A 26,023-nucleotide genomic window follows, 5' to 3' on the forward strand; every position below is an offset into this window, starting at 1 on the left:
TCGTGAGACGTAAATTCCTGCTGTTGCTGGAAATGGGTCTGATCCTCGCCGGCCTGGCGCTAGGCTGGTCGGCCTGGAAGGTCAACTCGGTCCTGGAGCAGCCCTTGCACGTGACGCAGGAGCGCCTGCTCGACGTGCCCAATGGTACTACCCCCAACCGCATGTTCTATCGCATGCAAACGGAAGGGTTGCTCGACGACGCCGTCTGGTTGCGCTTGTACTGGCGCTTCAACATGGCGGGTACCCCGCTGCATACCGGAGAGTATCGCCTTACCCCCGGCATGACCGTCGAGCAGCTGTTCGATGCCTGGCGCCGGGGCGACGTGGTGCAGTACAACCTGACCTTGGTCGAAGGCTGGACCTTCCGCCAGGTGCGCTCGGCCGTGGCCAAGCATGAAAAGATCAAACATACCCTGGAGGGCTTGTCGGACGCCGAGGTCATGGACAAGCTCGGCCATACCGGTGTGTTCCCCGAAGGCCGCTTCTTCCCGGACACCTACCGCTTCGTACGGGGCATGAGTGACGTCGAGTTGCTGCAGCAGGCCTACATGCGCCTGGATGAAGTGTTGGCCAAGGAGTGGGCCGAACGCACGACCGACCTGCCGTATCGCGACCCGTACCAGGCGTTGATCATGGCCTCCCTTGTGGAAAAGGAAACCGGAATTCCGCAGGAGCGCGGGCAGATTGCCGGCGTGTTCGTGAGGCGCATGCGCCTGGGCATGATGCTGCAGACCGACCCGACAGTGATCTACGGCATGGGTGAACGCTACAACGGCAAGATCACCCGCGCCGACCTGCGCGAGCCTACGCCCTACAACACCTACACCATGACAGGCCTGCCGCCGACCCCGATCGCCATGGTTGGCCGCGAGGCTATTCACGCGGCACTGAACCCGTCCGATGGCACCAGCCTGTACTTCGTCGCTCGTGGCGATGGCAGCCATGTGTTCTCCGATGACCTCGATGATCATAACTCGGCGGTGCGCGAGTTCCAGCTCAAGCGCCGGGCGGACTACCGTTCCAGCCCCGCGCCGCAGCAAGACACCAAGCCAGGCGTGGATGACGCCGACGACGCGCAGCAGCCTGAGCCGCCAGCGGCGGACGAGCCGGCCGCGCAGCCAGCGCCCGATGAACCGCCCGTGCAGGATGCCCCTGCCGGCGGTGCGCAAGCGGCCGAACGGCCAACGCCTGACGAACAACATTGAGGACTGCCTGTGAGCGGCTTGTTTATTACTTTGGAAGGCCCCGAAGGCGCGGGCAAGAGCACCAATCGCGACTACCTGGCCGCGCGCCTGCGCGAGCACGGCCTGGACGTGGTGCTGACCCGTGAGCCTGGTGGTACACCGTTGGCGGAAAGGGTGCGCGAACTGCTGCTGGCGCCCAGTGATGAAAGCATGGCGGCCGACACTGAACTGCTGCTGGTGTTCGCCGCGCGCGCCCAGCACCTGGCGCAGGTGATCCGTCCGGCATTGGCCCGTGGGGCCGTGGTGCTGTGTGATCGTTTCACCGATGCCACCTATGCCTATCAGGGCGGTGGCCGTGGTTTGTCGGTCGAGCGTATCGCAACCCTGGAGCAGTTCGTCCAGGGCGGCCTGCGCCCGGACCTGACCTTGGTCTTCGACCTGCCGGTGGAAGTGGGCCTGGCCCGCGCCGCAGCCCGTGGCCGCCTGGACCGTTTCGAGCAGGAGGGCCAGGCCTTCTTCGAAGCCGTGCGCCAGGCGTACCTGCAGCGCGCCCAGCGTGCGCCGCAGCGCTACAGCTTGCTTGATGCCGCACAATCCCTGGAGGCCGTGCAGCGTGACATCGACGCTCTGCTGCCAGGCATTGTGGAGCGTTGCCGTGGCTGAGGCCTACCCTTGGCAGGAAGCGCTGTGGCAGCAACTGGCTGGGCGCAGCCAGCACGCCCATGCGTACTTGCTGCACGGGCCCCAAGGCATCGGCAAGCGAGCGTTGGCCGAGCGCCTGATGGCCCGCCTCATGTGCCAGCGACCGCTGGGCTTGGAGGCCTGTGGCGAGTGCAAGTCGTGCCTGTTGCTCAAGGCTGGCAGCCACCCGGACAACTTTGTCCTCGAACCCGAGGAAGCCGACAAACCGATCAAGGTCGACCAGGTCCGTGAGCTGGTGGCCTTCGTGGTGCAGACGGCGCAACTGGGTGGGCGCAAGGTGGTGTTGATCGAGCCGGTGGAAGCGATGAACGTCAACGCCTCCAACGCGCTGCTGAAAAGCCTTGAAGAGCCTTCCGGCGATACCGTGCTGCTGTTGGTCACGCATCAGCCAAGTCGCCTGTTGCCAACGATCAAGAGTCGTTGCCAGCAGGTTGCCTGCCCGCAGCCCAGCCTGGCCCAGAGCCAGGCTTGGCTGGCTGGCGCGTTGCCCGACAGTGATGAGGCTGAGCGCGATGAGCTGCTGACCCTGGCCGCCGGTTCGCCATTGATGGCGGTTAGCCTGCAGGCTCAGGGTGTGCGCGAGCAACGCGCGCTGGTTACCGACGGGGTGAAGAAGCTGCTCAAGCAGCAGCAATCGCCCAGCCAGTTGGCCGACGCCTGGAACGCTGTACCGTTGTTGCGGCTGTTCGACTGGTTCTGCGATTGGGCGCACCTGATCCTGCGCTACCAGTTGACCCAGGACGAGGAGGGGTTAGGCTTGGCGGATATGCGCAAGGTGGTGCAATACCTTGCGCAGAAGAGCCGTCAGGCCAAGGTGCTGGAGGTGCAGGCGTGGATCCTTGAGCAGCGCCAGAAGGTGCTGGGCAAGGCCAACCTCAACCGTGCCCTGCTGCTTGAATCGCTGCTGGCCCACTGGCTGCAACTGCCCGGCGCCCGCTGATATCCCATTTTTCATGTGTGCTGTTATCCCATGCTTGTAGATTCCCATTGCCACCTCGACCGTCTTGACCTCAGCGCCCACCAGGGCTCGCTCGATGCTGCCCTGCAGGCGGCGCGTGAGCGCGGGGTCGGGCATTTCCTGTGCATTGGCGTGAGTGCCGAGAATGCTGGCGCGGTGAAGGCGCTTAGCGAGCAGTACGCTGACGTCGACTGCTCGGTGGGTGTGCACCCGCTGGACTTGGCTCCAGGCGAAACCCCGGCGCTGGAATGGCTGTTGCGCGAACTGGCCCACCCGCATGCAGTGGCGATTGGCGAAACCGGGCTGGATTACCACTACGAGCCGGAGGCTGCCGAGCTGCAGCAGGCCTCGTTCCGCTTGCACCTGGAGGCCTCGCGGCAGACCGGCAAACCGGTGATCGTGCATACGCGGGCGGCCCGTGCCGATACCTTGGCGCTGTTGCGCGAGGCCAGCTTGCCGCAGGCTGGCGTGCTGCACTGCTTTACCGAGGACTGGGACATGGCCAAGGCCGCACTGGACCTGGGGTATTACATTTCGCTGTCTGGCATTGTGACCTTCCGCAATGCTGATGCCCTGCGTGAGGTGGCGCGGCAGGTGCCGGTTGATCGGTTGCTGGTGGAGACCGATTCGCCTTATCTGGCTCCGATTCCGTATCGCGGCAAGCCGAACTTGCCGCAGTATGTGCGGGAAGTGGCGGAGTATGTGGCTTCGTTGCGCGGGGCCAGTTATGAGCAACTGGCCGAGCAGACCACCGCCAACTTCAAGCGGTTGTTCCCGTTGGCGCGGGTGGCCTGATAGAGCACGAGCCTGATTGCTCTTGCTCTTGCTCTTGCTCTTGCTCTTGCTTCGGCTTTTGCTTCTAAGCGCGCGGTAGTTCAGGCGACGCAGATTGCGACTTCAGGAGGCCGAGCGCAGGGCTTGCGGAGGGAGGTGACGGGCATGGATGCCCGTCAAGCGCTGGGCCCCAGGATGGGGCCTGCAGCGCGGTCCTCCCGGGAGCAAGCCCGGAGCGAGGGGACCCCGAAGCGTAGCGTAGGGGCCGGATGATGGGAGCGGACGGTTTTTGGTTCCTTTTTGCCACGACAAAAAGGGACCCACCGTAAGGGCGGAAAGGTGACTGTGCGCCACCCGCGCGAATGAATGTTTACTCGGTGTGAAGGCCCATATCCAAAAAGCAAAAAGCAAAAAGCAAAAAGCAAAAAGCAAAAAGCAAAAAGCAAAAAGCAGAATTTGTCTGTTTTGACTCAGCGAACAGTCCGTTTGCGATGGCGACGCTGACTCACCTTTTCGCCCTTACGGCGAGTCACTTTTTGTCAAACGCGACAAAAAGTAACCAAAAAACGCTGCGCTCCCATCATCCGGCCCCTGCGCTGCGCTCCGGGGTTCCCTCACTCCGGCCTTGCTCCCGGGAGGACCGCGCTGCAGGCCCCATCCTGGGGCCCAGCGCTTGACGGGCATCCATGCCCGTCACCTCCCTCCGCAAGGCCTGCGCTCGGCCTCCTGAAGTCGCGAAGATCAAGATCAAGATCAAGATCAAAAGCACAGTACAAATGTCGAGCGGGAGTGCGGGCCGCTTTGCGGCCCGTCGCGTAAGCAAAAAAAACCCGGGTTCTGGGGGAGGAATCCGGGTTAAGACCATTAGGAGTAAAACAAAGGTACGCGGTCCCTGAGCACCTTTATCGGCGCGCCACTTGGGGGGGATGCGCCGCGCCAACACTTCAAGTATTGGTCAGGTTTGGCGCAGTGCCAGTGCATATTGGTCGTTTTTTAAACAGATTTGGAATACGCCGCCGTTCCGTTCCTCCCGCATCGCATGGCCGTATGCATCGTGAAACACTGCCATGCTTGGATGATCCGTGCAATTTCCCGCAAGTTAGGCATAATAAACCGCTTCGATTGTCATCCAGTCCTTCCCATGCAGAAAGAACCTCGTAAGGTCCGTGAGTTTCGCCGTCGCGAACAGGAAATCCTCGACACCGCGCTCAAGCTGTTTCTCGAACAGGGCGAAGACAGCGTCACCGTCGAGATGATCGCCGACGCCGTGGGCATCGGCAAAGGCACGATCTACAAGCACTTCAAGTCCAAGGCGGAAATCTACCTGCGCCTGATGCTCGACTACGAGCGCGACCTGAACGCGCTGTTGCACTCGGCCGACGTCGACCGTGACAAGGAAGCCCTGTCGCGCGCCTACTTCGAGTTCCGCATGCGCGATCCGCAACGATACCGGCTGTTCGATCGCCTTGAAGAAAAGGTGGTCAAGGGCAACCAGGTGCCAGAAATGGTCGAGCAGTTGCACAGCATCCGCGCTTCCAACTTCGATCGCCTGACCCAACTGATCAAGGGTCGTATCAGCGAAGGTAAACTCGAAGACGTGCCGCCGTACTTCCATTACTGCGCCGCCTGGGCGCTGGTGCATGGCGCCGTGGCGCTGTACCACTCGCCGTTCTGGAGCAATGTATTGGAAGACCAGGAAGGCTTCTTCCAGTTTCTGATGGACATTGGCGTGCGTATGGGCAACAAGCGTAAGCGCGACCCGGAACCAACCAACTGAAGCGCTTCGTCACTTCCCGCTGAAGTCGGTAGGGTGCGGTGGGGGCTTGCAAAAACCTGATTTATGAGTTAGGTTTCGCCTGCCCCTCATCATCCATGCCGGAGTCATTCATGATTGTCGATCGTCAAGGCAGGCGCTTTCGCAACCTGCGTGTCAGCCTGACGGCTGCCTGCAATTACGCCTGCACTTACTGCGTACCCGACGGTAAGCGCCTGGTGGCGGCGCAGGACGAACTCTCAGCAGACTCCCTGGCCCGTGGCGTGGCCTACCTGATCGAAGCTGCCGGCGTCGAGCGCCTGCGCATCACCGGCGGTGAACCGCTGATCAGCCCGCGCCTGGACGCCTTTCTGGCTGGCGTGGCCAAACTTGATCTCGACGATATCTCGCTGACTACCAATGGCCAGCTGCTGGAGCGCAAATTGCCGCAGTTGCAGGCGGCCGGTATTCGTCGCCTGAATGTTTCCCTCGACACCCTCGACCCGCAAGCCTTCCGCCGTATCGCCCGAGGCGGCGACTTGGCCTGCGTGCTGGCGGGTATGCAGCAAGCCAGTACCCTGGGCATGCAGGTGAAAGTGAACATGGTGCCGATGCGTGGGCAGAACCTCGACCAGGTGCTGCCGCTGCTGGAATACTGTCTTGAGCGCGGCTTCGAGTTGCGCTTCATCGAACTGATGCGCATGGGCCATCTGGCCCGTGATCACAATGCTTTCCTGCAGCAGTTCGTCGGCCTCGACCAGCTGCTCACGCTGATTGGCGGCAAGCATACCTATGCCCAGGTCGACGCGCCCTTGGATGCCACTGCCTTGCGTTATCAAATCCCCGGCAAGGGCTACTTCGGTGTTATCGCCAACGAGACTGTGCCGTTTTGCCGTACCTGCTCACGGTTGCGCCTGTCTTCAACGGGCTGGTTGCATGGCTGTCTGTCGTCAGGCAACCGCCACTTCGTCGGTGACCTGCTGGAAAAGCCACGCCATCAGGCGCTGCCAGCCCTGCAACGGTTGTTGGTCAAGGCGTTGGCAGACAAGCAGGAGCTGGCGTTTTCCGGGGGCGTTACGGTGATGAAGGTGATCGGTGGCTGAAGCTGGCGCAAAAGCTGCATCCGCCGGCTATTCGCCGGTTTTTCGTCGCCGGCCACTGGAGGAAAGATGCGTAGCCTGGTCTTGCTGCTGGCGCTGATGGCGCTGGGCGGCTGCATGAATGTCAGTGATATGGGCGAGGGCGTTCGCTATCACATGAGCGATGCCGGTCTGCTGGATCACAGTGAAACCCGCCGCACCTTGTCGATCCGCCTGCAACCGGACTCGTTCATTTTCATCGGCCAGGGTGCATTCGTGCCGCCGGGCAAGGGGCCAGTGCCACGGCAGAACGCAGTGGCAGAGCAAGCCTTCAAGAGCTTCGTCGAGTATTTCCCGCTGGTACGCCGCGCCCAGGGCCCGTTGGGCCTGGAGGAGGCCATTGCCCAGGCGCGCTCGGTAGGCGCCGATTACGTGTTGTATACGCGTTTCGCGCGCACCGACGACCGCATCGGCAATGGTGACGAGTGGTACGACGAACAGGCCGTCGACCGCGTGGGTTGGGACAGTGGCGTGGTGCAGATGATGCTGATCGAAACCAATACCCGCTACCTGATCGACACCGCCCGCATCAAGAGTCGTGGCGGTTTGTTGACGTTCCACGACAATACCCCGGAGGATTTGCTTGGTGCGCCGATGCGCGAGTACGCTCGTAGCCTTCTGGGCATGAGTGAATGAGGCAAGCGTGATGAGCGATTCCGGCAAGGCCAATGACCTTCTGGCGCAGATCCCCAAGGCCAAGGGCCTGCCGCCGGTGCATCTGTGGAACCCGGACTTCTGCGGCGACATCGACATGCGCATTGCCCGCGATGGCACCTGGTACTACCTGGGCACGCCGATCGGGCGCAAACCGATGGTGCGGCTGTTTTCTACCATCATTCGCCGCGATGGCGATGACTATTTCCTGATTACTCCGGTCGAGAAGGTTGGCATTCGCGTTGACGATGCCCCGTTCGTGGCTGTAGCGCTGGACGTGCAGGGCGAGGGCAAGCAGCAAGTGCTGCGCTTTACCAGCAATGTCGAGGACCAGGTCGAGGCCGGGCCGGACAATCCTCTGCGGGTGGTCATCGATCCGGTGACGCAGGAGCCGTCGCCGTATGTGCTGATGCGCAGCAACCTTGAGGCGTTGATACACCGCAATGTGTTCTACCAACTGGTGGAGCTGGCGGTGCCGCGTGAGATCGAGGGTGAGGAATGGCTTGGAGTATGGAGCCAGGGCGAGTTTTATCCGATTGGGCGCAGCAGCTGAATGCTCTGTTGCCAGTGCCCGCGAAAGGCCGGCACTGGCAACAATCGGCCTCCTGATTTTCCCCAGGATTGGCCATTTGTCTTCAGCCTGTCAGGGCCTAACCTGCTGGCAATTGCCATCCAGGAGAAGCCCAGCATGAAACCCTCAACGCTCATCCTTTTCGCTCTGCTCGCCGCCCAAACCCCCGCCTGGGCCCACGGCGACGTTGCCGACCAGGTCACAGTCCTGCAGCAGCAACAACCCTCGAATGCCCCCGGCAAAACCGCCGTCATGCTTACCGTCAGCTACGCACCCGGCGAAGCGTCCCCTGCGCATCAGCACCCAGGTGCAGTGATGGCCTACGTGCTGGAAGGTGCGGTGGTATCGAAGCTCAACAACGAGCAGGAAAAGACCTACAAGGCCGGCCAGTACTGGTACGAGGCGCCCGGCACCGTGCATAGCGTGTCACGTAATGCCAGCAAGACCCAGCCTGCCAAGCTGCTGGTCTGGAGCCTGGTGGATGAGGGCAAGCCGGTGACCGAAGCGCCGGGCCAATAAACCCGATGCAACGAAAAAGCCCCCAGTTGCTTGCGCATCTGGGGGCTTTTTCAGTGTTTGGCTCCGCGACCTGGACTCGAACCAGGGACCCAATGATTAACAGTCATTTGCTCTACCGACTGAGCTATCGCGGAATCTGCGCGTATCTTACTGATTGCCCAGGGGAAGTCAAGCCACCCCTAGGCAAAACAATGAGTTACAGCACTTCCACGATAGCCTTGGTGACCACATGGATGTTGCTCTGGTTCAGCGCGGCCACGGCGATACGGCCGGTGTCCAGGGCGTAGATGCCGAAATCGTTCTTCAGGCGGGCCACCTGATCAACGGTCAGGCCCGAGTAGGAGAACATGCCGACCTGGCGGCCAACGAAGCTGAAGTCGCGATTGGCGCCATATTCGGCCAGCAGCGAAACCATCTGCTTGCGCATGCCGTGGATGCGCTGGCGCATTTCGCCCAGTTCGGTTTCCCACATCTGGCGCAGTTCGGCGCTGTTCAGCACGGTGGCTACGATGGTTGCACCGTGGGTTGGTGGGTTGGAGTAAGTGGTGCGGATCACGCGCTTGACCTGCGACAGCACGCGAGTGCTCTCGTCCTTGGAGGCGGTGACGACCGACAGTGCGCCGACGCGCTCGCCGTACAGCGAGAACGATTTGGAGAACGAGCTGGAAACAAAGAACTCCAGGCCCGACTCGGCGAACAGGCGAACGGCGAAGGCGTCTTCGGCGATGCCATCACCAAAGCCCTGGTAGGCCATGTCGAGGAACGGCACGTGGCCCTTGGCCTTGACCACCTCCAGGACATTTTTCCAGTCGTCCAGGTTCAGGTCGACGCCGGTCGGGTTGTGGCAGCAGGCGTGCAGCACGACGATCGAGCCCGATGGCAGGGCGTTGAGGTCTTCCAGCATGCCGCCGCGGTTCACATCGTTGGTCGGCGCATCGTAGTAGCGATAGGTCTGCACCGGGAAACCGGCCGACTCGAACAGCGCGCGATGGTTTTCCCAGCTTGGGTCGCTGATGGCGACCACGGCGTCAGGCGAGATGCGCTTGAGGAAGTCGGCACCGATTTTCAGTGCGCCGGTACCACCGACGGCCTGTACGGTGACCACACGGCCAGCGGCCAGCAGTGGCGACTCGGCGCCGAAGATCAGCTTTTGCACGGCCTGGTCATAAGTGGCGATGCCGTCGATCGGCAGGTAGCCGCGCGAGGCGTGCTGTGCGGCACGCTGGGTCTCGGCTTCGATCACGGCGCGCAGCAGCGGGATGCGGCCTTCCTCATTGCAGTACACGCCCACGCCCAGGTTGACCTTGTCGGTACGTGGGTCGGCGTTGAATGCTTCGTTGAGGCCCAGGATAGGGTCGCGGGGTGCCAGCTCGACAGCGGAAAACAGGCTCATTGTTACTTCGGCTCTGATTGGAGAGTGATAGGACGTACACGCTCCAGCCGAATGCACTGAAGCGGTGCACAAACGGGGAGTCAGTATAGTGATACCGACCGGTCACCGCGACACTCTGGCGCAGCTTTTCCGGTTATTTGCGCAAATATTTTTCGACCATTGGTCTAATTGCCGGGTCCACCGTTACACGCGTTCACAGCTATGCCTTGAAAGCGCCCCCGAGCGGGCGCATTTGGGTATAGACTACTGGCTAAATTTACAGTTACCGCAGCGCCGCGAGGTCCGTCATGTCCGAGTTCCAGCTCGTCACCCGTTTCCAGCCGGCAGGCGACCAGCCCGAGGCCATCCGCCAGTTGGTCGAAGGCATCGAGGCGGGGCTGTCGCACCAGACGCTGCTCGGCGTGACGGGCTCGGGCAAGACCTTCAGCATTGCCAACGTCATCCAGCACGTGCAGCGCCCGACGTTGGTGCTGGCGCCGAACAAGACCCTGGCCGCACAGCTGTACGGCGAGTTCAAGGCGTTCTTCCCCAACAATGCGGTGGAGTACTTCGTCTCCTATTACGACTACTACCAGCCGGAAGCCTACGTGCCGTCGTCGGACACCTTCATCGAGAAGGACGCCTCCATCAACGACCACATCGAGCAGATGCGCCTGTCGGCGACCAAAGCGCTGCTGGAGCGGCGCGACGCCATCATCGTCACCACCGTCTCGTGCATCTATGGCCTGGGCAGCCCCGAGACCTACCTGAAAATGGTCCTGCACGTGGACCGTGGCGACAAGCTCGACCAGCGCGCGCTGCTGCGCCGCTTGGCGGACTTGCAGTACACCCGCAATGAAATGGACTTTGCCCGTGCCACCTTCCGCGTGCGGGGCGATGTGATCGACATTTTCCCGGCGGAATCGGACCTGGAGGCCATCCGCATCGAGCTGCTCGATGATGAGGTGGAGAACATCGCCGCCTTCGACCCGCTGACCGGCGAGGTTTTCCGCAAGCTGCCGCGTTTCACCTTCTATCCCAAGAGCCACTATGTCACCCCGCGTGAAACGCTGCTGGAAGCAGTGGAGGGCATCAAGGAAGAACTGAAGGAGCGCCTGGAATACCTGCACAAGGCCAACAAGCTGGTCGAGGCGCAGCGCCTGGAGCAACGCACCCGCTTCGACCTGGAGATGATCCTCGAGCTTGGCTACTGCAATGGCATCGAAAACTACTCGCGCTATCTGTCCGGGCGCCCGGCCGGGGCGCCGCCGCCTACCCTGTACGACTACCTGCCGCCCGATGCGCTGCTGGTGATCGACGAATCCCACGTCAGCGTTCCGCAGGTCGGCGCCATGTACAAGGGCGACCGCTCACGCAAGGAAACCCTGGTCGAGTATGGCTTTCGCATGCCTTCGGCACTGGACAACCGGCCGATGCGTTTCGACGAGTGGGAGGATGTCAGCCCGCAGACCATTTTCGTTTCAGCGACCCCTGGCCCCTACGAAGCAGAGCATGCCGGGCGCGTGGTGGAGCAGGTGGTGCGCCCGACCGGCCTGGTCGACCCGCAGGTCGAAATACGCCCGGCGCTGACTCAGGTCGATGACTTGTTGTCCGAGATCCGCAAGCGTGTCGCGGCAGGCGAGCGTGTGCTGGCGACAACCCTGACCAAGCGCATGGCCGAAGACCTTAGCGACTACCTGGCCGATCACGACGTGCGGGTGCGCTATCTGCACTCGGACATTGACACTGTAGAGCGAGTGGAGATTATCCGTGACCTGCGCCTGGGCACCTTCGATGTGCTGGTAGGTATCAACCTGCTGCGCGAAGGCTTGGACATGCCCGAGGTGTCACTGGTGGCGATCCTCGATGCGGACAAGGAAGGCTTCCTGCGTTCCGAGCGCTCACTGATTCAGACCATTGGCCGTGCTGCGCGTAACCTCAATGGCCGGGCCATCCTCTACGCCGACAATGTGACGGGCTCGATGCAGCGAGCGATCGATGAAACCGAGCGCCGCCGCGAGAAGCAGATCGCGTTCAACGAGGCCAACGGTATCGTGCCCAAGGGCGTGGTCAAGGACATCACCGACATCCTGGAAGGTGCCACGGTACCTGGAGCGCGCAGCAAGAAGCGCAAGGGCATGGCCAAGGCGGCGGAGGAGAGCGCCCGTTACGAGGCCGAACTGCGTACGCCGGGCGAGATCACCAAGCGTATCAAGCAGTTGGAGGAGAAAATGATGCAGTTCGCTCGCGACCTAGAGTTCGAGGCTGCGGCGCAGTTGCGCGACGAGATCAGCCAGTTGCGCGAGCGGTTGATTACCAGCTGAAGTATGACGTGGGGGCGGCCTTGTGTCGCGAAAGAGCCGCCCCCACGGTGGCCGCGTAGCACCTTGAGTGTTTAATGTGCTTCCCCGGCTTTCAACCCTTCCGGCAACTTCCGGGTCAGCAACACCGCCACCATGCTTACCGCCAAGCCTATCCCGACAAAATGGAACGCATCGTTGTAAGCCATGATCATGGCCTGCTGGTGGGTAATCTCGCTCAGCTTGCCCAGCGCCGCGTTGTCATTGCCCAAGCGCTCCGCCAGTTGCGCCAGCCTTTCCGCTACCTGGGGGTTGCTCGGCACCACCGATTCGCGAAGGTAGTCGAAATACACCTTGGTCCGCGCATCCAGCAGGGTGGCCAGCAGGGCAATGCCGATGGCCCCGCCCAGGTTACGCAGGATATTGAACAAGCTCGACGCCGACCCTGCATCCTGCGGCTGGATATACGCTGTGGCGATCAGCGAAATGGTCACCATGATCATCGGTTGACCCAGGGCGCGGATGATCTGGATGTGGTTGAACTGCGGCCCGGCAAAGTCCGGGTTGAGCACCCCAGAGCCGAAACTGGCAGCCCCGAACAGGCAGAACCCCAACGCGCACAACACCTTGGGTGACACCACCTTCATCAGTTGCGGCACCAAGGGGATCAGGAACAGCTGCGGAATACCCATCCACATGATCACCTCGCCAATCTGCAAGGCGTTGTAGCCCTGCACCTGCGCCAGGTACAGCGGCAACAGGTAGATCGACCCGTACAGGCCCACACCCATGCCCAGGCTGGCGATGCTCGACAGGCCGAAGTTGCGGTTACCCAGGATGCGCAGGTTGATCAGCGGGTGCGGTTTGGAAAACTGCAAGATGACGAAGGTGATCAGGCTGACCAGGGCCACACTCCCCAGGCCGACGATGAGGTTCGACTCCAGCCAGTCCTTGCGGTGGCCTTCTTCCAGAAACACCTGCAGGCAGCCTAACCCCAGGCCCAGGGTGACGATGCCGGCGTAATCGGTGCTTTTCAGCAGTTCCCAGTGCGCTTCTTTCTTCTCCAGGCCATACATCAGGCCGGCAATCATCACCAGGCCTGGTGGGATGTTGATGTAGAAGATGTACTCCCAGCCCCATTTCTCGGTCAGCCAGCCGCCCAGGGTGGGGCCGATGGAGGGCGCGAAAGTGGCGGTCATGGCGAACATCGCCATGCCCTTGGCGCGGTGGTGCTCGGGCAGCTTGATCAGTGTCAGGGTAAATGCCAGCGGAATCAGCGCGCCGCCGGTGAAACCCTGCAAGGCGCGAAACAGGATCATGCTCTCCAGGTTCCAGGCCATCGAGCACAGCAGCGACGACAGCAGGAAGCCGCCCGATACCCACACGGCCAGGCGCCGCGCCGACAGCAGCTGTACCAGCCAGGCCGTCAGCGGGATCATGATGATTTCCGCCACCAGGTACGAAGTGGAAATCCATGAGCCTTCTTCCAGCGTCGCTGACAATGCGCCCTGAATGTCCTTCAACGAGGAGTTGGTGATCTGGATGTCCAGCACCGCCATGAAGGCACCGAGCATCACGCTCATCACTGCGATCCAGTCGCGCCGAGTCGGCTCCGCAGTGGGGCGGAGCAACGTATCACCGGCCATGTTGGCCTTCGTCTTCGCGGCGCAAGTCGACGGTGGCGGTGACCGACATGCCAGGGCGGATACGCCCGTGCAACGGGTTGTCGGCGCTGAAGGTGAGTTTTACCGGGATACGCTGCACCACCTTGGTGAAGTTGCCGGTGGCGTTGTCTGGCGGCAGCAGGCTGAACTGCGCGCCCGAGGCGGCGAACAGGCTGTCCACCCGCCCTTCGATGGGGGTGTCGGGGTAGCTGTCGAACAACAGCTCGGCACGCTGGCCAGGCTGCATGTGGCCAATCTGGGTTTCCTTGAAGTTGGCCTGCACCCAGATATCTTCGTCCGGCACGATCGACAGCAGGTAAGCGCCGGCCTGTACCACCTGGCCATTGCGCGCATTGCGCTGGCCGATGGTACCGCTGATGGGCGCGCGGATTTCGCAGCGGGTCAGGTTCAGCTCGGCCTGGGCCAGGTCGGCGCGGGCGTTGGCAATTTGCGCATCCAGGCGTTTCAGGTCGGCGTTCAGGGCGTTGACCTGCTGGCGCTGGCTCTGCAAGTCGGCCCGGGCCTTGTCGACCTGGGAGCCGGCAACATGGCTGTCCGCCGACAGGGTGGTGACCCGCTCTTCGGAGACATAACCCGGCTTGCGCAACTTCTCGGCGCGGCTCAGGTCCAGGCGTGAGCGGTCGAACGTGGCCTGGTTGGCCGCCACCTGAGCCTGGCCAGCGGCAATCAGGCTACCTTGTTGGGTCAGGCGGCTCTGTGCCTGCGCGTACTCGGCTTCGCGGGTGGCCAAGGCGGCGTGTGCGCGCTCGACAGCCAGTTCGAAGTCGGCGGCTTCCAGGCGCACCAGCAGGTCGCCCTTGTTGACGTGCTGGTTGTCCTCGACCGGCACAGTGTCGATACGTGCGCCAAGCTGGCTGGAGATACGGGTGATCTCGCCCTGCACATAGGCATTGTCGGTGCTCTCGTAGAAGCGGCCCTTGAAGTACCAGTGGGCCAGGAAGGCGAGGGCGATGATGGCCACCAGAGTAAAGAAGATCGCCAGGCGGCGTTTGAGTTGAGCAGGCATGGGGACTATCGTTCCAAAAATGTAAACAAATTTAACAGCGCCGCAGGGCCTGTCGACAAGTGACGTTCGCGCCATTGCTGGAGCCCGGTGCCTGCCTCCTGCTAACATCCCGCCTTTGTTTCATCTTTCGTTCGAGACTCTCCATGACCACCGTACGCACGCGTATCGCGCCATCGCCTACCGGCGACCCCCATGTCGGCACCGCCTACATCGCCTTGTTCAACTACTGCTTTGCCAAGCAGCACGGCGGTGAGTTCATCCTGCGCATCGAAGACACCGACCAGCTGCGCTCCACGCGCGAGTCGGAGCAGCAAATCTTCGACGCCTTGCGTTGGCTCGGCATCGAATGGAACGAAGGTCCGGACGTGGGCGGCCCGCATGGCCCATACCGGCAGAGCGAGCGTGGCGATATCTACGCCAAATACGCCAAGGAACTGGTTGACGCCGGCCACGCCTTCTACTGCTTCTGCACCGCCGAAGAGCTGGAGCAGATGCGCGCCGAGCAGCAAGCTCGCGGCGAAACCCCACGCTATGACGGCCGCGCGCTGCTGTTGAGCGCCGAAGAAGTGCAGCGCCGCCTGGATGCTGGCGAGCCGCACGTGATCCGTATGAAGGTCCCGAGCGAAGGTATCTGCGTGGTGCCGGACATGCTGCGCGGCGATGTCGAAATCCCGTGGGACCGCATGGACATGCAGGTGCTGATGAAGAACGATGGCCTGCCGACGTACTTCCTGGCCAACGTGGTCGACGACCACCTGATGGGCATCACCCACGTGCTGCGTGGGGAAGAGTGGCTGCCGTCGGCACCCAAGCTGATCAAATTGTACGAGTACTTCGGCTGGGAGCAGCCCAAGCTGTGCTACATGCCGCTGCTGCGCAACCCGGACAAGTCCAAGCTGTCCAAGCGCAAGAACCCGACCTCGGTCACCTTCTACGAGCGCATGGGCTTCATGCCGGAAGCGATGCTCAACTACCTGGGCCGCATGGGCTGGTCGATGCCTGACGAGCGCGAGAAATTCTCGCTGGCCGAGATGGTCGAACATTTCGACCTGTCGCGTATCTCGCTGGGCGGCCCGATCTTCGACATCGAGAAGCTGTCCTGGCTCAATGGTCAGTGGCTGCGCGAGTTGCCGGTCGAAGAGTTTGCCACTCGTCTGCAGAAGTGGGCGTTCAACAGCGACTACATGATGAAGATCGCCCCGCATGTGCAGGGCCGGGTCGAGACTTTCAGCCAGGTTGCCCCGCTGGGCGGGTTCTTCTTCGAAGGTGCGCTGAAGCTGGATGCCAAGCTGTTCGAAAGCAAGAAACTGTCGGCCGACCAGGTGCGCCAGGTGATCCAGCTGATCCTGTGGAAGCTCGAAAGCCTGCGCCAGTGGGAAAAAGAGCGCATCACCGGTTGCATCCAGGCCGTGGTCGAGGCGTTGGAGTTGAAGCTGCGTGATGCCATGCCGCTGATGTTCGCCGCCATCACCGGCCAGGCCAGCTCGGTTTCGGTATTGGACGCCATGGAAATCCTCGGCCCCGACCTGACCCGCTACCGCCTGCGCCAGGCCCTGGACCTGCTGGGCGGTGTGTCTAAGAAAGAAAACAAAGAGTGGGAAAAGCTGCTGGCTTCCATCGCCTGATTCAGCTTTACCCCTAACCTGTAGGAGCGGGCTTGCCCGCGAATGCGATGGTAAATTCAACACCGCATTCGCGGGCAAGCCCGCTCCTGCAGGTTCAACTAAACCTCCAAGAACTGGGGCAGGGCGGTAAGTGATTGTTATCTGTGAAAATTTTTTTGAATATTTTGAAAAATTAGTTTGACAGCTTTGCAATCCGATCTTAATATGCGCCCCGTCCACAGCGATGAACGAAAACGAAACGCCAGGCACCCAGCCAGCGCTTCGGTTCAACGCGACATTGTGGGGCTATAGCTCAGCTGGGAGAGCGCCTGCATGGCATGCAGGAGGTCAGCGGTTCGATCCCGCTTAGCTCCACCAAATTCCGCTTAGCAGCCAAGGCTGATAAGCAAGACCGGGTCCAGCAACCGGGTCTTGAAGGTAAGAAGGTTCGTCCCCTTCGTCTAGTGGCCTAGGACACCGCCCTTTCACGGCGGTAACAGGGGTTCGAGTCCCCTAGGGGACGCCAGTTTTACACAAGCGATGTTTCACGATGTCGCTGGGCCGCGAGGCTATAAATCTGGGGCTATAGCTCAGCTGGGAGAGCGCCTGCATGGCATGCAGGAGGTCAGCGGTTCGATCCCGCTTAGCTCCACCAATTTTGCCGCGGTTCGCTTTGGCGGGCCGGCACGAAGGTTACGTCCCCTTCGTCTAGTGGCCTAGGACACCGCCCTTTCACGGCGGTAACAGGGGTTCGAGTCCCCTAGGGGACGCCACTTTTTCCTGCGTTTTGCAGGGCTTAAAAAGGCTCGTCGATTATTGATGAGCCTTTTGTTTCGGGGCTATAGCTCAGCTGGGAGAGCGCCTGCATGGCATGCAGGAGGTCAGCGGTTCGATCCCGCTTAGCTCCACCATTTCTGCCAGGGTTCACGCAAGTGGACCTTCGCGAAGGTTACGTCCCCTTCGTCTAGTGGCCTAGGACACCGCCCTTTCACGGCGGTAACAGGGGTTCGAGTCCCCTAGGGGACGCCACATTTACCCGCGTTTTGCGGGACTTTAAAGGCGGCGATTTTCAAGGTAGTTGTCGCGTGAGCGTGTCACGCTGCCTTTGATGTTTGCTGCAGTACCGCTTCCCGCTCCGGGTTCAGGCACACGATTGGTGCCAGCACCCAGTTCCTGATGTTGCCGCTCCAGCGCTCCGGGTGCCGTGCACGCGCCGCCTCGTACAGCTCGATACGCTTGCGCAGCAACTCTTCTGCCTGGCCAGTATGTCGCTGCGCCGGGGTCACGAACTTCAGGGCGCTGTGGCGATGTTCATGGTTGTACCAGGCCACGAAGCTGTTCACCCAGTTCCTGGCCTGCTCCAGCGTGTCGAAGGGCCGCTCCGGCCACAGCGGGCAGTACTTCGCCGTGCGGAACAAGGCCTCGGCATAGGCGTTGTCATTGCTCACCCGCGGGCGGCTGAACGAGGGCATCACACCCAGGTTCTGCATGGCCGCCAGCATGGTCGAGCCCTTCATCGCGCTGCCGTTGTCCGAGTGCAGTACCAGCGGCTGGCCTGCCCGCTGTTCACGTAGGCAGGCCTGGCGTAGCAGCTGGGCGGCCTGCTCGGCGCTTTCACTTTCATGCACCTCGTTGGCCACCAGCTTCCGGCTGTAGACGTCCTTGATCATGTACCAGTAGAAGTAACGGCCCTTGACCGTGGTCGGCAGCCAGGTGATGTCCCAGCACCACAGCTGGTTCGGGCCGTCGGCCACATGGGTCGTCAGCGCTCGTTTCACCGGTGGGCGGCTACGGCCGCGCGGATGCTGCTGTTCGGCGTCCTTCAGCAACCGGTAAAAGGTCGACTCCGAGGCCAGCCAGGTGCCCTGATCGGCCAGCCGCGCCACGATCTGCTGCGGCGGCAGGCTGGCAAACTCGGGCTGGTTGGCGACCTCCAGCACGCGGCAGCGCTCTTGCGGGGTCAGCTTGTTGGCCGGCTCAGCTCGCTGTGCCGAAGGACGCCGATCCTCCGGGCAGTGCTGCCAGCGCTGCAGGCTGCGCAGCGACAGGCCCAGTTCGGCGCAGGCCTGCGCCCGCCGCGCTCCCGCCGCCACGGCGCCCTCGATCAACTGCAGCGTTTCACGGCGATCCGGGGCGCTGATCATTCGTCCTCGTCCTTCCCCCAGAGCGCCTCGGCTTTTTTTCGCAACACCAGCAGAGCTGCGGTTTCTGCCAGCGCCGCATCCTTGCGCCGCAGTTCACGCTCCAGCTGCTTGATGCGCTTCTTCGCGGCCTTTTCCTCTTCGCGTTCGCGCCGGGTCTTGCTCGGCTGAGCCAGGCTGTTGGCCTGCTCGCAGGCTTCGCGCCAGGCGTTGATCTGCTCGACATACAGGCCTTTGCGCCGGCAGTACTCCGCCAGCTCAGCCGCATTGAGGCTGGCGCTTTCCAGCACCACCCGAAACTTGTCCTGGCTCGACCACTGGTCGGCCTGCTGTCCATCTGCCGGCACCACTGCTCCCGCTGCTCTGGCCTGTTTGCGCCAAGCATACAGGGTGGCATCAGTAATGCCTGTCGCTTCCACCAGCTCCGGCACCGTCCGGTTCAAGGGCGGCATCATCTGCCGCACCACCCACTCCCGATGCTCTATCGAATAACGCGCCACACGGCTCTCACTTCCGCCCACCGACCAAGACTCATCGAATCAACTCACACGACAACTATCCTGACGCGGCGGGAAGGCTCATTCGCTTATTGAATGGGCCTTTTGTTTTTCTCCCCTCTCCCAAAAACCACTACCGACCGACGGTTGAATATTTTGCTTGCAAAAAAATATGATGAGAATAATATTTCGATCATCATATTTTGCATGGTGAGTGCCCTGATGAGCGACAAGAAGAGCAGAACCCGTGAACGCATTCTGGAAGCTGCGCGCAGTGCGCTGATCCAGCATGGCCCGGCGGAGCCCAGCGTCAGTCAGGTGATGGGCGCGGCAGGCCTGACCGTCGGCGGCTTCTATGCCCACTTCGACAGCAAAGACGAGCTGATGCTCGAAGCATTCCGCCAGCTGTTGGGCGAGCGCCGCGCCTTGCTCGCCCAGATCGACCCCAATCTCGATGGTGCCGGGCGGCGTGCGCTGGCCGGGGCCTTCTACCTGTCGCGCAAGCACCGGGACGCCGAAGTGCACGCGTGCCCGTTGCCTAACTCACTGGGCGAAATGCAGCGCCTGCCGGAGGTTTTCCGTGAGGTGCTGGCCGAGCACATCGAATTGATGACCGCCGCAATGGTTGACCGCCCTGAGGATGCCGACAAGGCGCTGGCCGACCTGGCGCTGATGGTCGGTGGCCTGGCGCTGGCGCGGGCCTTGGGTACCAGTGACCTGTCTGACCGTATTCTGCGCGCCGCCAAATCGGCGGTGCTTTAACCCTGGAGCATGGCGATGACCACCCTGAGCTGGATTCGTGGTGTCAATGGCACCCTGGGCCGCCTGGCCCCTGAGCATGTCGCGGGCAAGATGCGTCGTGCCTTCATGACCCCGCGCAACCTGCCGCCGCGGGACTGGGAGCTGCCCATGCTGGCCAGCGCCGAGCGCATTACCCTGCGCTTCGGCCTGTCGGCCTTGCGTTGGGGCCAGGGGCCGACCGTGCTGCTGATGCATGGCTGGGAAGGGCGCCCGACCCAGTTTGCCGCCTTGATCGAAACCCTGGTCCAGGCCGGGCACACGGTAGTGTCGCTGGAGGGGCCGGGGCATGGGCGTTCGCCTGGCGAGCAGGCCAATGTGGTGCTGTTTGCCCGAGCGCTGCTTGAGGCTGCCGCCGAGTTACCGCCACTGCGTGCGGTCATTGGCCATTCCATGGGGGGGGCCAGTGTGTTGCTGGCCCTGCAGATGGGGTTGCGCACAGAATCGGCGGTAAGCATTGCGGCCCCGGCGCGGCTGCTAGGCGTGTTGCGAGGTTTTGCCCATCATCTGGGGTTGCCGGCGCGGGCACGGGCGGCGTTCATTCGCCAGATTGAGCGGGATGTGGGCATGCAGATCGCGCGGCTGGATGTGACCGGTTACCAGCTGGAATTGCCGGGGTTGGTGGTGCATGCCGCCGATGATGCCTTGGTGGCTCCCGATGAAGCCCATGTAATCCATAAGGCCTGGTTCGATAGCCGCCTGATGCTGCTGGAAGAGGGCGGCCACCAGCGGGTGCTGGCTGACCCGCGTCTGGGTGAAGCCGTGCTCGAATTGCTGGCCCGCGCAGCCGCACCGGCGCGGCAAAGCGCCTGATTGGCAGGCTGCCCCTGTCGTTGCAGGAGTGGCCGTGTCAGGGCGGTAGGGCTGGACATTCTTCTGCAGGTCGCTGCTAAATTCACTTTTTGCGCCAAGGAAGCGAACATGAGCTGGGACCTGGCAACACCCTTCGTCATCGACCTGCGCGTCGGCAGCGAGGATATCGACGGCCTCGGCCACGCCAACAATGCAGTCTATGTCACCTGGCTGGAGCGCTGCGCGTGGCGCCACTCCCAGCGCCTGGGCCTGGACCTGGCCGAGTATCGGCGCCTGGACCGGGCGATGGCCGTGGTGCGTCACGAAATTGATTATCTGGCTGCCGCCTACGAGGACGACGAGCTGCAACTGGCCACCTGGATCATCGATTGGGACCAGCGGCTGCGCATGACCCGGCGCTTCCAGCTCAAGCGCCCACGTGACGGTGTAACCCTGCTGCGCGCGCAAACCACCTTTGCCTGCATCGAGTTGTCCAGCGGTAAACCCAAGCGTATGCCGGCGGAATTCATCGAGGGTTACGGTCCGGCGCTGATCGGCGCCTGAATCGCCGGCAATTTTTGTTAGACTGCCGGCTTTTTACCCCGAGACCCCAACATGCAAATTGCCCTGGCCCCCATGGAGGGGCTGGTCGACAACATCCTGCGCGACGTGCTGACGCGCGTGGGCGGTATCGACTGGTGCGTCACCGAGTTCATTCGCGTGTGCGACCGCCTGCTGCCGCCTTCTTCGTTCGACAAGCTGGCGCCCGAATTACGCCAGGGCGCGCGCACGGCTGCCGGGGTGCCCATGCGCGTGCAGTTGCTGGGTTCGGACCCGGTGTGCCTGGCGGAGAACGCCGCGCTGGCTTGTGAATTGGGGGCGCCGGTGATCGACCTGAACTTCGGTTGCCCGGCCAAGACCGTGAACAAGTCACGCGGTGGTGCCGTGCTGCTCAAGGAGCCGGAGTTGCTGCATGCCATCGTGCGTGAAGTACGCCGTGCGGTTCCGGCAAATATCCCGGTCACGTCGAAGATGCGGCTGGGCTTCGACAGCCCTGATGGGGCGCTGGAGTGCGCCACGGCGCTGGCCGAAGGCGGTTCTGCGCACCTGGTGGTGCACGCACGGACCAAGGTCGAGGGCTACAAGCCACCCGCGCATTGGGAGTGGGTGGCGCGGGTACAGGATGTGGTCAAGGTGCCGGTGTTCGCCAATGGCGAGATCTGGACCGTCGACGACTGGCGGCGTTGCCGTGAAGTCAGTGGGGCCGAAGATATCATGCTGGGCCGTGGGCTGGTGTCGCGCCCAGACCTGGGCCTGCAGATAGCCGCCGCGCGTGAGGGGCGCGACTATCAGCCGATGAGCTGGGATGACCTGCTGCCGTTGTTGCGCGAGTTCTGGCGCCAGGCCCAGAACAAGTTGTCGCCGCGCTATGCGCCAGGGCGGATGAAGCAGTGGCTGGCGATGTTGACCCGCAGTTACCCCGAAGCGGTGGTGTTGTTTGCCGAGTTGCGTCGGGAGGATGATTGCGCGCGGATCAGCCGTTTGCTTGGGGTTGAGCCTCAAGCTCTGGAAGCATGTGTTGCCTGAGTCGGCTGCTTCGCGGGGTTGCCGACGAAGCAGCCACCAGATCCCGTGCAAGAAATCAGATTTTTTCTGCTTGCCCCTTGAAAGCATTTCCCTCGGCCATATCTCTTGAGTACGCGATGCCGAAGTCGGGTCGCGTAATGACTTACTTGCTGATTCTCAGGAGTTTATGACCATGACCACCGCTTTCTCTCTCGCTCCACTGTTCCGCCATTCCGTTGGTTTCGACCGTTTCAACGACCTGTTCGAGTCCGCGGCGCGTAATGAGGCCGGTAGCAGCTACCCGCCCTACAACGTGGAAAAGCATGGTGATGACCACTACCGCATCGTGGTTGCCGCAGCCGGATTCCAGGAGCAGGACCTCGACCTGCAGGTTGAAAAAGGTGTCCTGACCGTAACCGGTGGCAAGCGCGAAAATGGCGCCACTGAGGTGACCTACCTGCACCAAGGTATCGCGCAACGCGCCTTCAAGCTGTCGTTCCGCCTGGCCGACCATATCGAAGTCAAGGCCGCCGGCCTGGCCAATGGCCTGCTCAGCATCGACCTGCTGCGCATCGTGCCTGAAGAAGCCAAGGCCAAGCGCATCCCGATCAATGGCGACAAGCCAGCGCTGAACTGAAGGCGCAGATGTGAAGAAGGGCACCCTCGGGTGCCCTTCTTGCGTTTACACGCCGGCTCAATAATCTGCGGGCGCCTCCAGTAGCATCTGCCGAAACTCCGGCAACGGCAGCGGCCGGCTGTGCAGGTAGCCCTGGTACAGGTGGCAGCCCAGCCGTTCGAGAAACTCCAGCTGTTCGGTCAGCTCCACCCCTTCGGCAATCACCGCCAGGTCCAGGCTGCGGGCCATGGCGACGATGGCGCGGACGATTTCGGCGTCGTTGGGGTCGATCGGTGCATCGCGCACGAAGGTCTGGTCGATCTTCAACGCATCCACCGGCAAGCGCTTGAGGTAGGTCAGCGAGGAATAGCCGGTGCCAAAGTCATCCATGGCAAAACTCACCCCGTAGCGCTTCAGTTCGCGCATCTTGCTGATGGTGTCTTCCAGATTCTGGATGACAATGCCTTCGGTGATTTCCAGTTTCAGCATATGCCGCGGCAGGCGATAGTCGTCCAGGCTGCGCAGCACCCGGCCGACAAAGTCGTTCTGGCGGAACTGCCTGGGGCTGATGTTCACGCACAGGCTGAAGTCATCGGCGTCGATCAGCCCGTCGGTCAGCATGCGGGCGCAGGCGTCGCAGGCTTCGTCGAGAATCCAGCTGCCAACTTCAAGGATCAGGCCGCTTTCTTCCAGCACCTGAATGAACTGTGCGGGCGGTTGCTGGCCCAGTTGAGGGTGGTGCCAGCGCAGCAGCACTTCGGCGCCGACAATGCGGTTGTCGCGGGCATCCACCTGCGGCTGGAAGTGCAGCGCCAGTTCGCCACGGGCCAATGCCAGGCGCAGGTCGTTTTCCATGCGCAAGCGCTCGCTGGCGGCCTTCTGCATGGTGGTGTGGAACAGTTGGGTGGTGTTGCGTCCCGAGTCCTTGGCCCGGTACAGGGCGATATCGGCACGCTTGAGCAGGTCGGCCGGCGTGGCGCCGTGGTCGGGGATCAGTGCCACGCCGATGCTGGGTGTCACCTGCAGGCGCTGGCCATCCAGCGACATCGGCTCGGCCAGCAGTTCGCGCAGGGTGTCGGCCAGCTCGCGCACCTTCTCTTCCACCAGTTCGCGGCTGCCTTCCAGGCCGCTGAGCAGCACCACGAATTCGTCGCCACCCAGCCGCGCCACGGTGTCTTCCAGGCGCACGCTGGCCTCCAGTCGGGCGGTGATGATCTTCAGCACGGTGTCGCCCACCGGGTGGCCCAGCGAATCGTTGATGTGCTTGAAGTGGTCGAGGTCGAGGAACAGCAGGGCGCCGCGCAGGTTATGGCGCTTGAGCAGGGCGATCTGCTGGCTCAGGCGGTCCATCAGCAGGGCACGGTTTGGCAGGTTGGTCAGCGGGTCGTGGTAGGCCAGGTGGCGTATCTGTGCCTGGGCGTTCTTCAGCTGGCTGACGTCGCGGGCGTTCAGCAGCAGGCAGTCCACTTCATTGAGGGTTATCGGTTCCACCGAAACCTCAACGGTGAGGATATCGCCTCGTTTGTTGCGCCCGAGCATCTCGCGGTGGTGCACCCGGCCACGCTCGCGCAGTTCGGCCAGCAGTGCGCTGCGCTGCTTGTCGTCGGCCCAGATGCCGATCTCGTACACCGTGTGGCCCACCACTTCGGCTGCGCTGTAACCGGTCAGGCGGCAGAAGCCGTCATTGATTTCCAGGTAGCGGCCGCTGTGGCGTTCGGTGATGGTGATGGCGTCGGGGCTGGAGTGGAAGGCCTTGGCGAACTTTTCTTCGCTGGACTTGAGCGCGGCCTCGGCACGTTGCTGCTGGGTAATGTCGCGCAGGGTGGTAACGCTGCAGGGCTGGTCGTCGACGGTGATCAGGCGGCTGGAAATCACGCAGGTCAGGGGCGCGCCATTGCGGTGATTGACCACCACGGCAACGTTGCTCAGGGCCTGCTCGCGGATCACTCGCTCGATACGTTGCGCGCGCTCGATGGACTCGGCCCACAGGCCGATCTCTTCTGCAGTGCGGCCAAGTACCTGTTCGCCGTTCCAGCCGAAGGTCTGGGTGAATGCCGGGTTGATCTCGATGAACTGGCCCGTGTCCTGGCGGGTGACGCAGATCGGGTCGGGGCTGACCTGGAACAGGCTGGCAAACTTCTCCTCCGAGGCGCTAAGGCGCTGCTCGCGTTCCACCTGGTCGGTAATGTCGAGCAGGGTGCCTGCCATGCGCAGCGGGTTGCCCTGCTCGTCGCGGTACAGCCGCGCGCGGCTTTCGATGTAGCGTGAAATGCCGCTTTCCAGCTGCACCCGGTAGGTAATCTGGTAATTGCCCGCAGGCCCTTCGCGCAGGCTGCGGTAGGCCTGGCGCATCGAATTGCGTTCCTGCTCCGGTACCCCTTCGAAAAACGCATCGAACGATTCATGAAAGGGGATCGGCGGTAGGCCGTGCAGCTGCGCGGCGCGGGCCGAGCCGTAGAGCATGCCGCTGGGGATGTGCCAGTCCCAGGTGCCCAGCTGCGCCGAGTCCAGGGCCAGGTCCAGGCGCTCCTGGCTGTCTTTCAGGGCCTGCTCGGCGCGCTTGCGTTCGGTGGTGTCGACGAAGGTACTGATCAGGAAGGTCACGCCCTCCAGCTCGATACCCTGGGTGCAGAGGATGCCGTCATGCACTTTGCCGCTGGTGGCGCGGAACTGCACCTCCATGATCAGCGGGCCGCCGTTGGCGCGGGTGGATTCCATGACCTGGTGGCGCTGTTCGGGGTTGACCCACAGGCCCAACTCCAGGCTGGTCTTGCCGATCACCTGGCTGCCGGGCCAGCCGAACATGTCCTCGAAATGCTGGTTCACTTCGAAAATCATGCCGTCGTGCCGACGGGTCAGCAAAATAGCGTTGGGGCTGAGGTGGAACAGCGTGGCGAAGCGCTTTTCCGAATTGATCAGCGCCGTTTCCCGTTCGCGCTGGCGGGTGATTTCGCGGATCACCCCGATCATCTGCGGCCGGCCCTGCGGGTCGTGGGTCAGGCTGCCGTTGATCTCAAGCCAGTGCAGGCTACCGTCCGGCCAGCGGATACGGTGGCGCATGGCCTGCTCCACGGGCTCGCCGTTGAACACCGCCTGGAACACCTGGCGGGTGCGGGCGCGATCCTCCTCGGGCAGCAGGTCCAGGTAATCGATATCGGCGGGCAGTGGCCGCTGCGGATCGAAGCCGAACAGGGCTTGGGTGCCCCGCGACCAGCTGACCCTGCCGCTTTCGATGTCCCACAGCCAGGCGCCCAGGCGCGCGCCGTTGAGCGCGGCCAGCAGTTGTGGCGCGTTCTGCCAGGCCTGCTCGGACTCCTGGGGATCAGCCGCAGGTATTCGCGGCAGGCGCAAAAAGCGGTTTGCTGATTTGGGCATCGGTACCAGACCTTTGG

The 26,023-nt window shown here is 62.5% G+C and carries 21 protein-coding genes and 7 tRNA genes; 22 read left to right on the top strand and 6 right to left on the bottom strand.

All coding sequences use genetic code 11. The features are described from left to right. Positions 1 to 2: 2 nt before the first annotated feature. From mltG to ACNQP3_RS07495, 9 genes are all read left to right on the top strand, one after another. Complete coding sequence (gene mltG / locus ACNQP3_RS07455) at positions 3 to 1,205, top strand: endolytic transglycosylase MltG (RefSeq protein WP_012271166.1); 1,203 nt, start codon at positions 3 to 5, stop codon at positions 1,203 to 1,205. Between the two features lie 9 nt (positions 1,206 to 1,214). Beyond that, positions 1,215 to 1,847, top strand: coding sequence for a dTMP kinase (gene tmk, locus ACNQP3_RS07460; RefSeq protein ID WP_012271167.1), 633 nt, complete (start codon positions 1,215 to 1,217; stop codon positions 1,845 to 1,847). Further along, entirely contained in the window at positions 1,840 to 2,826 is a 987-nt protein-coding gene (locus ACNQP3_RS07465; protein ID WP_012271168.1) for a DNA polymerase III subunit delta', read from the top strand. The genes tmk and ACNQP3_RS07465 overlap by 8 nt, the downstream gene beginning before the upstream one ends. Before the next feature lie 30 nt (positions 2,827 to 2,856). Further along, on the top strand, positions 2,857 to 3,639 hold the full coding sequence (locus tag ACNQP3_RS07470) for a TatD family hydrolase (RefSeq protein ID WP_012271169.1): 783 nt from the start codon (positions 2,857 to 2,859) through the stop codon (positions 3,637 to 3,639). A gap of 1,120 nt (positions 3,640 to 4,759) precedes the next feature. Further along, positions 4,760 to 5,395 carry a TetR/AcrR family transcriptional regulator gene (locus tag ACNQP3_RS07475; protein WP_012271171.1) on the top strand — a complete coding sequence of 212 codons (636 nt, stop codon included), beginning with the start codon at positions 4,760 to 4,762 and terminating at the stop codon, positions 5,393 to 5,395. Positions 5,396 to 5,505: 110 nt separating this feature from the next. Then, a complete protein-coding gene (locus ACNQP3_RS07480; RefSeq protein WP_012271172.1) occupies positions 5,506 to 6,474 on the top strand; it encodes a GTP 3',8-cyclase MoaA in 969 nt (322 codons plus the stop codon). A 66-nt stretch (positions 6,475 to 6,540) separates the two neighbouring features. Next, positions 6,541 to 7,146, top strand: a complete 606-nt coding sequence (locus ACNQP3_RS07485) for a DUF4823 domain-containing protein (RefSeq protein ID WP_012271173.1) — start codon at positions 6,541 to 6,543, stop codon at positions 7,144 to 7,146. Positions 7,147 to 7,156: 10 nt separating this feature from the next. Beyond that, positions 7,157 to 7,717 (top strand): DUF1285 domain-containing protein, encoded by a 561-nt coding sequence (locus tag ACNQP3_RS07490; RefSeq protein WP_012271174.1) that lies wholly within the window; start codon positions 7,157 to 7,159, stop codon positions 7,715 to 7,717. Positions 7,718 to 7,852: 135 nt separating this feature from the next. Continuing rightward, positions 7,853 to 8,254, top strand: a complete 402-nt coding sequence (locus ACNQP3_RS07495) for a cupin domain-containing protein (RefSeq protein ID WP_264316902.1) — start codon at positions 7,853 to 7,855, stop codon at positions 8,252 to 8,254. A 58-nt stretch (positions 8,255 to 8,312) separates the two neighbouring features. Here the strand turns inward: ACNQP3_RS07495 and ACNQP3_RS07500 are convergent. Both ACNQP3_RS07500 and ACNQP3_RS07505 read right to left on the bottom strand, forming a co-directional pair. Further along, positions 8,313 to 8,388 (bottom strand) — tRNA-Asn (locus ACNQP3_RS07500). Positions 8,389 to 8,450: 62 nt separating this feature from the next. Beyond that, positions 8,451 to 9,647, bottom strand: a complete 1,197-nt coding sequence (locus ACNQP3_RS07505) for an amino acid aminotransferase (protein WP_012271176.1) — start codon at positions 9,645 to 9,647, stop codon at positions 8,451 to 8,453. A 287-nt stretch (positions 9,648 to 9,934) separates the two neighbouring features. Here ACNQP3_RS07505 and uvrB point away from each other — a divergent pair, with 287 nt between their 5' ends. Then, entirely contained in the window at positions 9,935 to 11,950 is a 2,016-nt protein-coding gene (gene uvrB, locus ACNQP3_RS07510) for an excinuclease ABC subunit UvrB (RefSeq protein ID WP_264316903.1), read from the top strand. A gap of 71 nt (positions 11,951 to 12,021) precedes the next feature. On the opposite strand, the gene ACNQP3_RS07515 is transcribed toward uvrB, so the two are convergent. Together ACNQP3_RS07515 and ACNQP3_RS07520 are read right to left on the bottom strand one after the other, a co-directional pair. Beyond that, the gene (locus tag ACNQP3_RS07515; protein ID WP_264317284.1) at positions 12,022 to 13,512 is read right to left on the bottom strand and encodes an MDR family MFS transporter; all 1,491 of its coding nucleotides are present in this window, start codon (positions 13,510 to 13,512) and stop codon (positions 12,022 to 12,024) included. 49 nt (positions 13,513 to 13,561) lie between these two features. Continuing rightward, positions 13,562 to 14,617, bottom strand: coding sequence for an HlyD family secretion protein (locus ACNQP3_RS07520; protein WP_012271179.1), 1,056 nt, complete (start codon positions 14,615 to 14,617; stop codon positions 13,562 to 13,564). Between the two features lie 143 nt (positions 14,618 to 14,760). On the opposite strand from ACNQP3_RS07520, the gene gltX reads away from it, so the two are divergent. The 7 genes from gltX to ACNQP3_RS07555 all read left to right on the top strand — a co-directional run bounded on the left by gltX (position 14,761) and on the right by ACNQP3_RS07555 (position 17,250). Beyond that, complete coding sequence (gltX, locus tag ACNQP3_RS07525) at positions 14,761 to 16,242, top strand: glutamate--tRNA ligase (RefSeq protein ID WP_012271180.1); 1,482 nt, start codon at positions 14,761 to 14,763, stop codon at positions 16,240 to 16,242. A 281-nt stretch (positions 16,243 to 16,523) separates the two neighbouring features. Beyond that, a tRNA-Ala gene (locus ACNQP3_RS07530) sits at positions 16,524 to 16,599 on the top strand. A gap of 72 nt (positions 16,600 to 16,671) precedes the next feature. After that, positions 16,672 to 16,747 (top strand) — tRNA-Glu (locus ACNQP3_RS07535). A 53-nt stretch (positions 16,748 to 16,800) separates the two neighbouring features. Beyond that, a tRNA-Ala gene (locus ACNQP3_RS07540) sits at positions 16,801 to 16,876 on the top strand. Between the two features lie 42 nt (positions 16,877 to 16,918). Beyond that, positions 16,919 to 16,994, top strand: a tRNA-Glu gene (locus ACNQP3_RS07545). Positions 16,995 to 17,056: 62 nt separating this feature from the next. Continuing rightward, positions 17,057 to 17,132: transfer RNA gene (locus tag ACNQP3_RS07550), tRNA-Ala, on the top strand. A gap of 42 nt (positions 17,133 to 17,174) precedes the next feature. After that, a tRNA-Glu gene (locus ACNQP3_RS07555) sits at positions 17,175 to 17,250 on the top strand. 65 nt (positions 17,251 to 17,315) lie between these two features. On the opposite strand, the gene ACNQP3_RS07560 is transcribed toward ACNQP3_RS07555, so the two are convergent. Next, a protein-coding gene (locus tag ACNQP3_RS07560) for an IS3 family transposase (protein WP_264316681.1) occupies positions 17,316 to 18,862 on the bottom strand; the annotation gives its coding sequence in 2 pieces (ribosomal slippage) (positions 17,316 to 18,376 and positions 18,376 to 18,862; 1,548 coding nt in all). A 219-nt stretch (positions 18,863 to 19,081) separates the two neighbouring features. On the opposite strand from ACNQP3_RS07560, the gene ACNQP3_RS07565 reads away from it, so the two are divergent. The 5 genes from ACNQP3_RS07565 to ACNQP3_RS07585 all read left to right on the top strand — a co-directional run bounded on the left by ACNQP3_RS07565 (position 19,082) and on the right by ACNQP3_RS07585 (position 22,652). Continuing rightward, positions 19,082 to 19,621, top strand: coding sequence for a TetR/AcrR family transcriptional regulator (locus tag ACNQP3_RS07565; protein WP_060515096.1), 540 nt, complete (start codon positions 19,082 to 19,084; stop codon positions 19,619 to 19,621). 15 nt (positions 19,622 to 19,636) lie between these two features. After that, positions 19,637 to 20,470 (top strand): alpha/beta fold hydrolase, encoded by an 834-nt coding sequence (locus ACNQP3_RS07570; RefSeq protein ID WP_012271182.1) that lies wholly within the window; start codon positions 19,637 to 19,639, stop codon positions 20,468 to 20,470. Positions 20,471 to 20,578: 108 nt separating this feature from the next. Continuing rightward, on the top strand, positions 20,579 to 21,013 hold the full coding sequence (locus tag ACNQP3_RS07575) for an acyl-CoA thioesterase (protein ID WP_012271183.1): 435 nt from the start codon (positions 20,579 to 20,581) through the stop codon (positions 21,011 to 21,013). Positions 21,014 to 21,064: 51 nt separating this feature from the next. Further along, positions 21,065 to 22,036 carry a tRNA dihydrouridine synthase gene (locus tag ACNQP3_RS07580; RefSeq protein ID WP_060494531.1) on the top strand — a complete coding sequence of 324 codons (972 nt, stop codon included), beginning with the start codon at positions 21,065 to 21,067 and terminating at the stop codon, positions 22,034 to 22,036. Positions 22,037 to 22,208: 172 nt separating this feature from the next. Further along, entirely contained in the window at positions 22,209 to 22,652 is a 444-nt protein-coding gene (locus ACNQP3_RS07585; protein WP_012271185.1) for an Hsp20 family protein, read from the top strand. Positions 22,653 to 22,709: 57 nt separating this feature from the next. On the opposite strand, the gene ACNQP3_RS07590 is transcribed toward ACNQP3_RS07585, so the two are convergent. Next, positions 22,710 to 26,006 carry a PAS domain S-box protein gene (locus tag ACNQP3_RS07590; RefSeq protein ID WP_012271186.1) on the bottom strand — a complete coding sequence of 1,099 codons (3,297 nt, stop codon included), beginning with the start codon at positions 26,004 to 26,006 and terminating at the stop codon, positions 22,710 to 22,712. Between the last annotated feature and the right edge of the window lie 17 nt (positions 26,007 to 26,023).

It is taken from the genome of Pseudomonas sp. LFS074 (assembly GCF_047978165.1).
Taxonomy (GTDB): domain Bacteria; phylum Pseudomonadota; class Gammaproteobacteria; order Pseudomonadales; family Pseudomonadaceae; genus Aquipseudomonas; species Aquipseudomonas putida_P.

Excerpts from the sequence above, each read along its gene's own strand:
- ACNQP3_RS07470 (WP_012271169.1), top strand. The coding sequence starts at position 2,857 with ATGCTTGTAGATTCCCATTGCCACCTCGACCGTCTTGACCTCAGCGCC.
- ACNQP3_RS07475 (WP_012271171.1), top strand. The coding sequence starts at position 4,760 with ATGCAGAAAGAACCTCGTAAGGTCCGTGAGTTTCGCCGTCGCGAACAG.
- ACNQP3_RS07480 (WP_012271172.1), top strand. The coding sequence starts at position 5,506 with ATGATTGTCGATCGTCAAGGCAGGCGCTTTCGCAACCTGCGTGTCAGC.
- ACNQP3_RS07485 (WP_012271173.1), top strand. The coding sequence starts at position 6,541 with ATGCGTAGCCTGGTCTTGCTGCTGGCGCTGATGGCGCTGGGCGGCTGC.
- ACNQP3_RS07490 (WP_012271174.1), top strand. The coding sequence starts at position 7,157 with ATGAGCGATTCCGGCAAGGCCAATGACCTTCTGGCGCAGATCCCCAAG.
- ACNQP3_RS07495 (WP_264316902.1), top strand. The coding sequence starts at position 7,853 with ATGAAACCCTCAACGCTCATCCTTTTCGCTCTGCTCGCCGCCCAAACC.
- ACNQP3_RS07505 (WP_012271176.1), bottom strand. The coding sequence starts at position 9,647 with ATGAGCCTGTTTTCCGCTGTCGAGCTGGCACCCCGCGACCCTATCCTG.
- uvrB (WP_264316903.1), top strand. The coding sequence starts at position 9,935 with ATGTCCGAGTTCCAGCTCGTCACCCGTTTCCAGCCGGCAGGCGACCAG.
- ACNQP3_RS07520 (WP_012271179.1), bottom strand. The coding sequence starts at position 14,617 with ATGCCTGCTCAACTCAAACGCCGCCTGGCGATCTTCTTTACTCTGGTG.
- gltX (WP_012271180.1), top strand. The coding sequence starts at position 14,761 with ATGACCACCGTACGCACGCGTATCGCGCCATCGCCTACCGGCGACCCC.
- ACNQP3_RS07565 (WP_060515096.1), top strand. The coding sequence starts at position 19,082 with ATGAGCGACAAGAAGAGCAGAACCCGTGAACGCATTCTGGAAGCTGCG.
- ACNQP3_RS07570 (WP_012271182.1), top strand. The coding sequence starts at position 19,637 with ATGACCACCCTGAGCTGGATTCGTGGTGTCAATGGCACCCTGGGCCGC.
- ACNQP3_RS07575 (WP_012271183.1), top strand. The coding sequence starts at position 20,579 with ATGAGCTGGGACCTGGCAACACCCTTCGTCATCGACCTGCGCGTCGGC.
- ACNQP3_RS07580 (WP_060494531.1), top strand. The coding sequence starts at position 21,065 with ATGCAAATTGCCCTGGCCCCCATGGAGGGGCTGGTCGACAACATCCTG.
- ACNQP3_RS07585 (WP_012271185.1), top strand. The coding sequence starts at position 22,209 with ATGACCACCGCTTTCTCTCTCGCTCCACTGTTCCGCCATTCCGTTGGT.
- ACNQP3_RS07590 (WP_012271186.1), bottom strand. The coding sequence starts at position 26,006 with ATGCCCAAATCAGCAAACCGCTTTTTGCGCCTGCCGCGAATACCTGCG.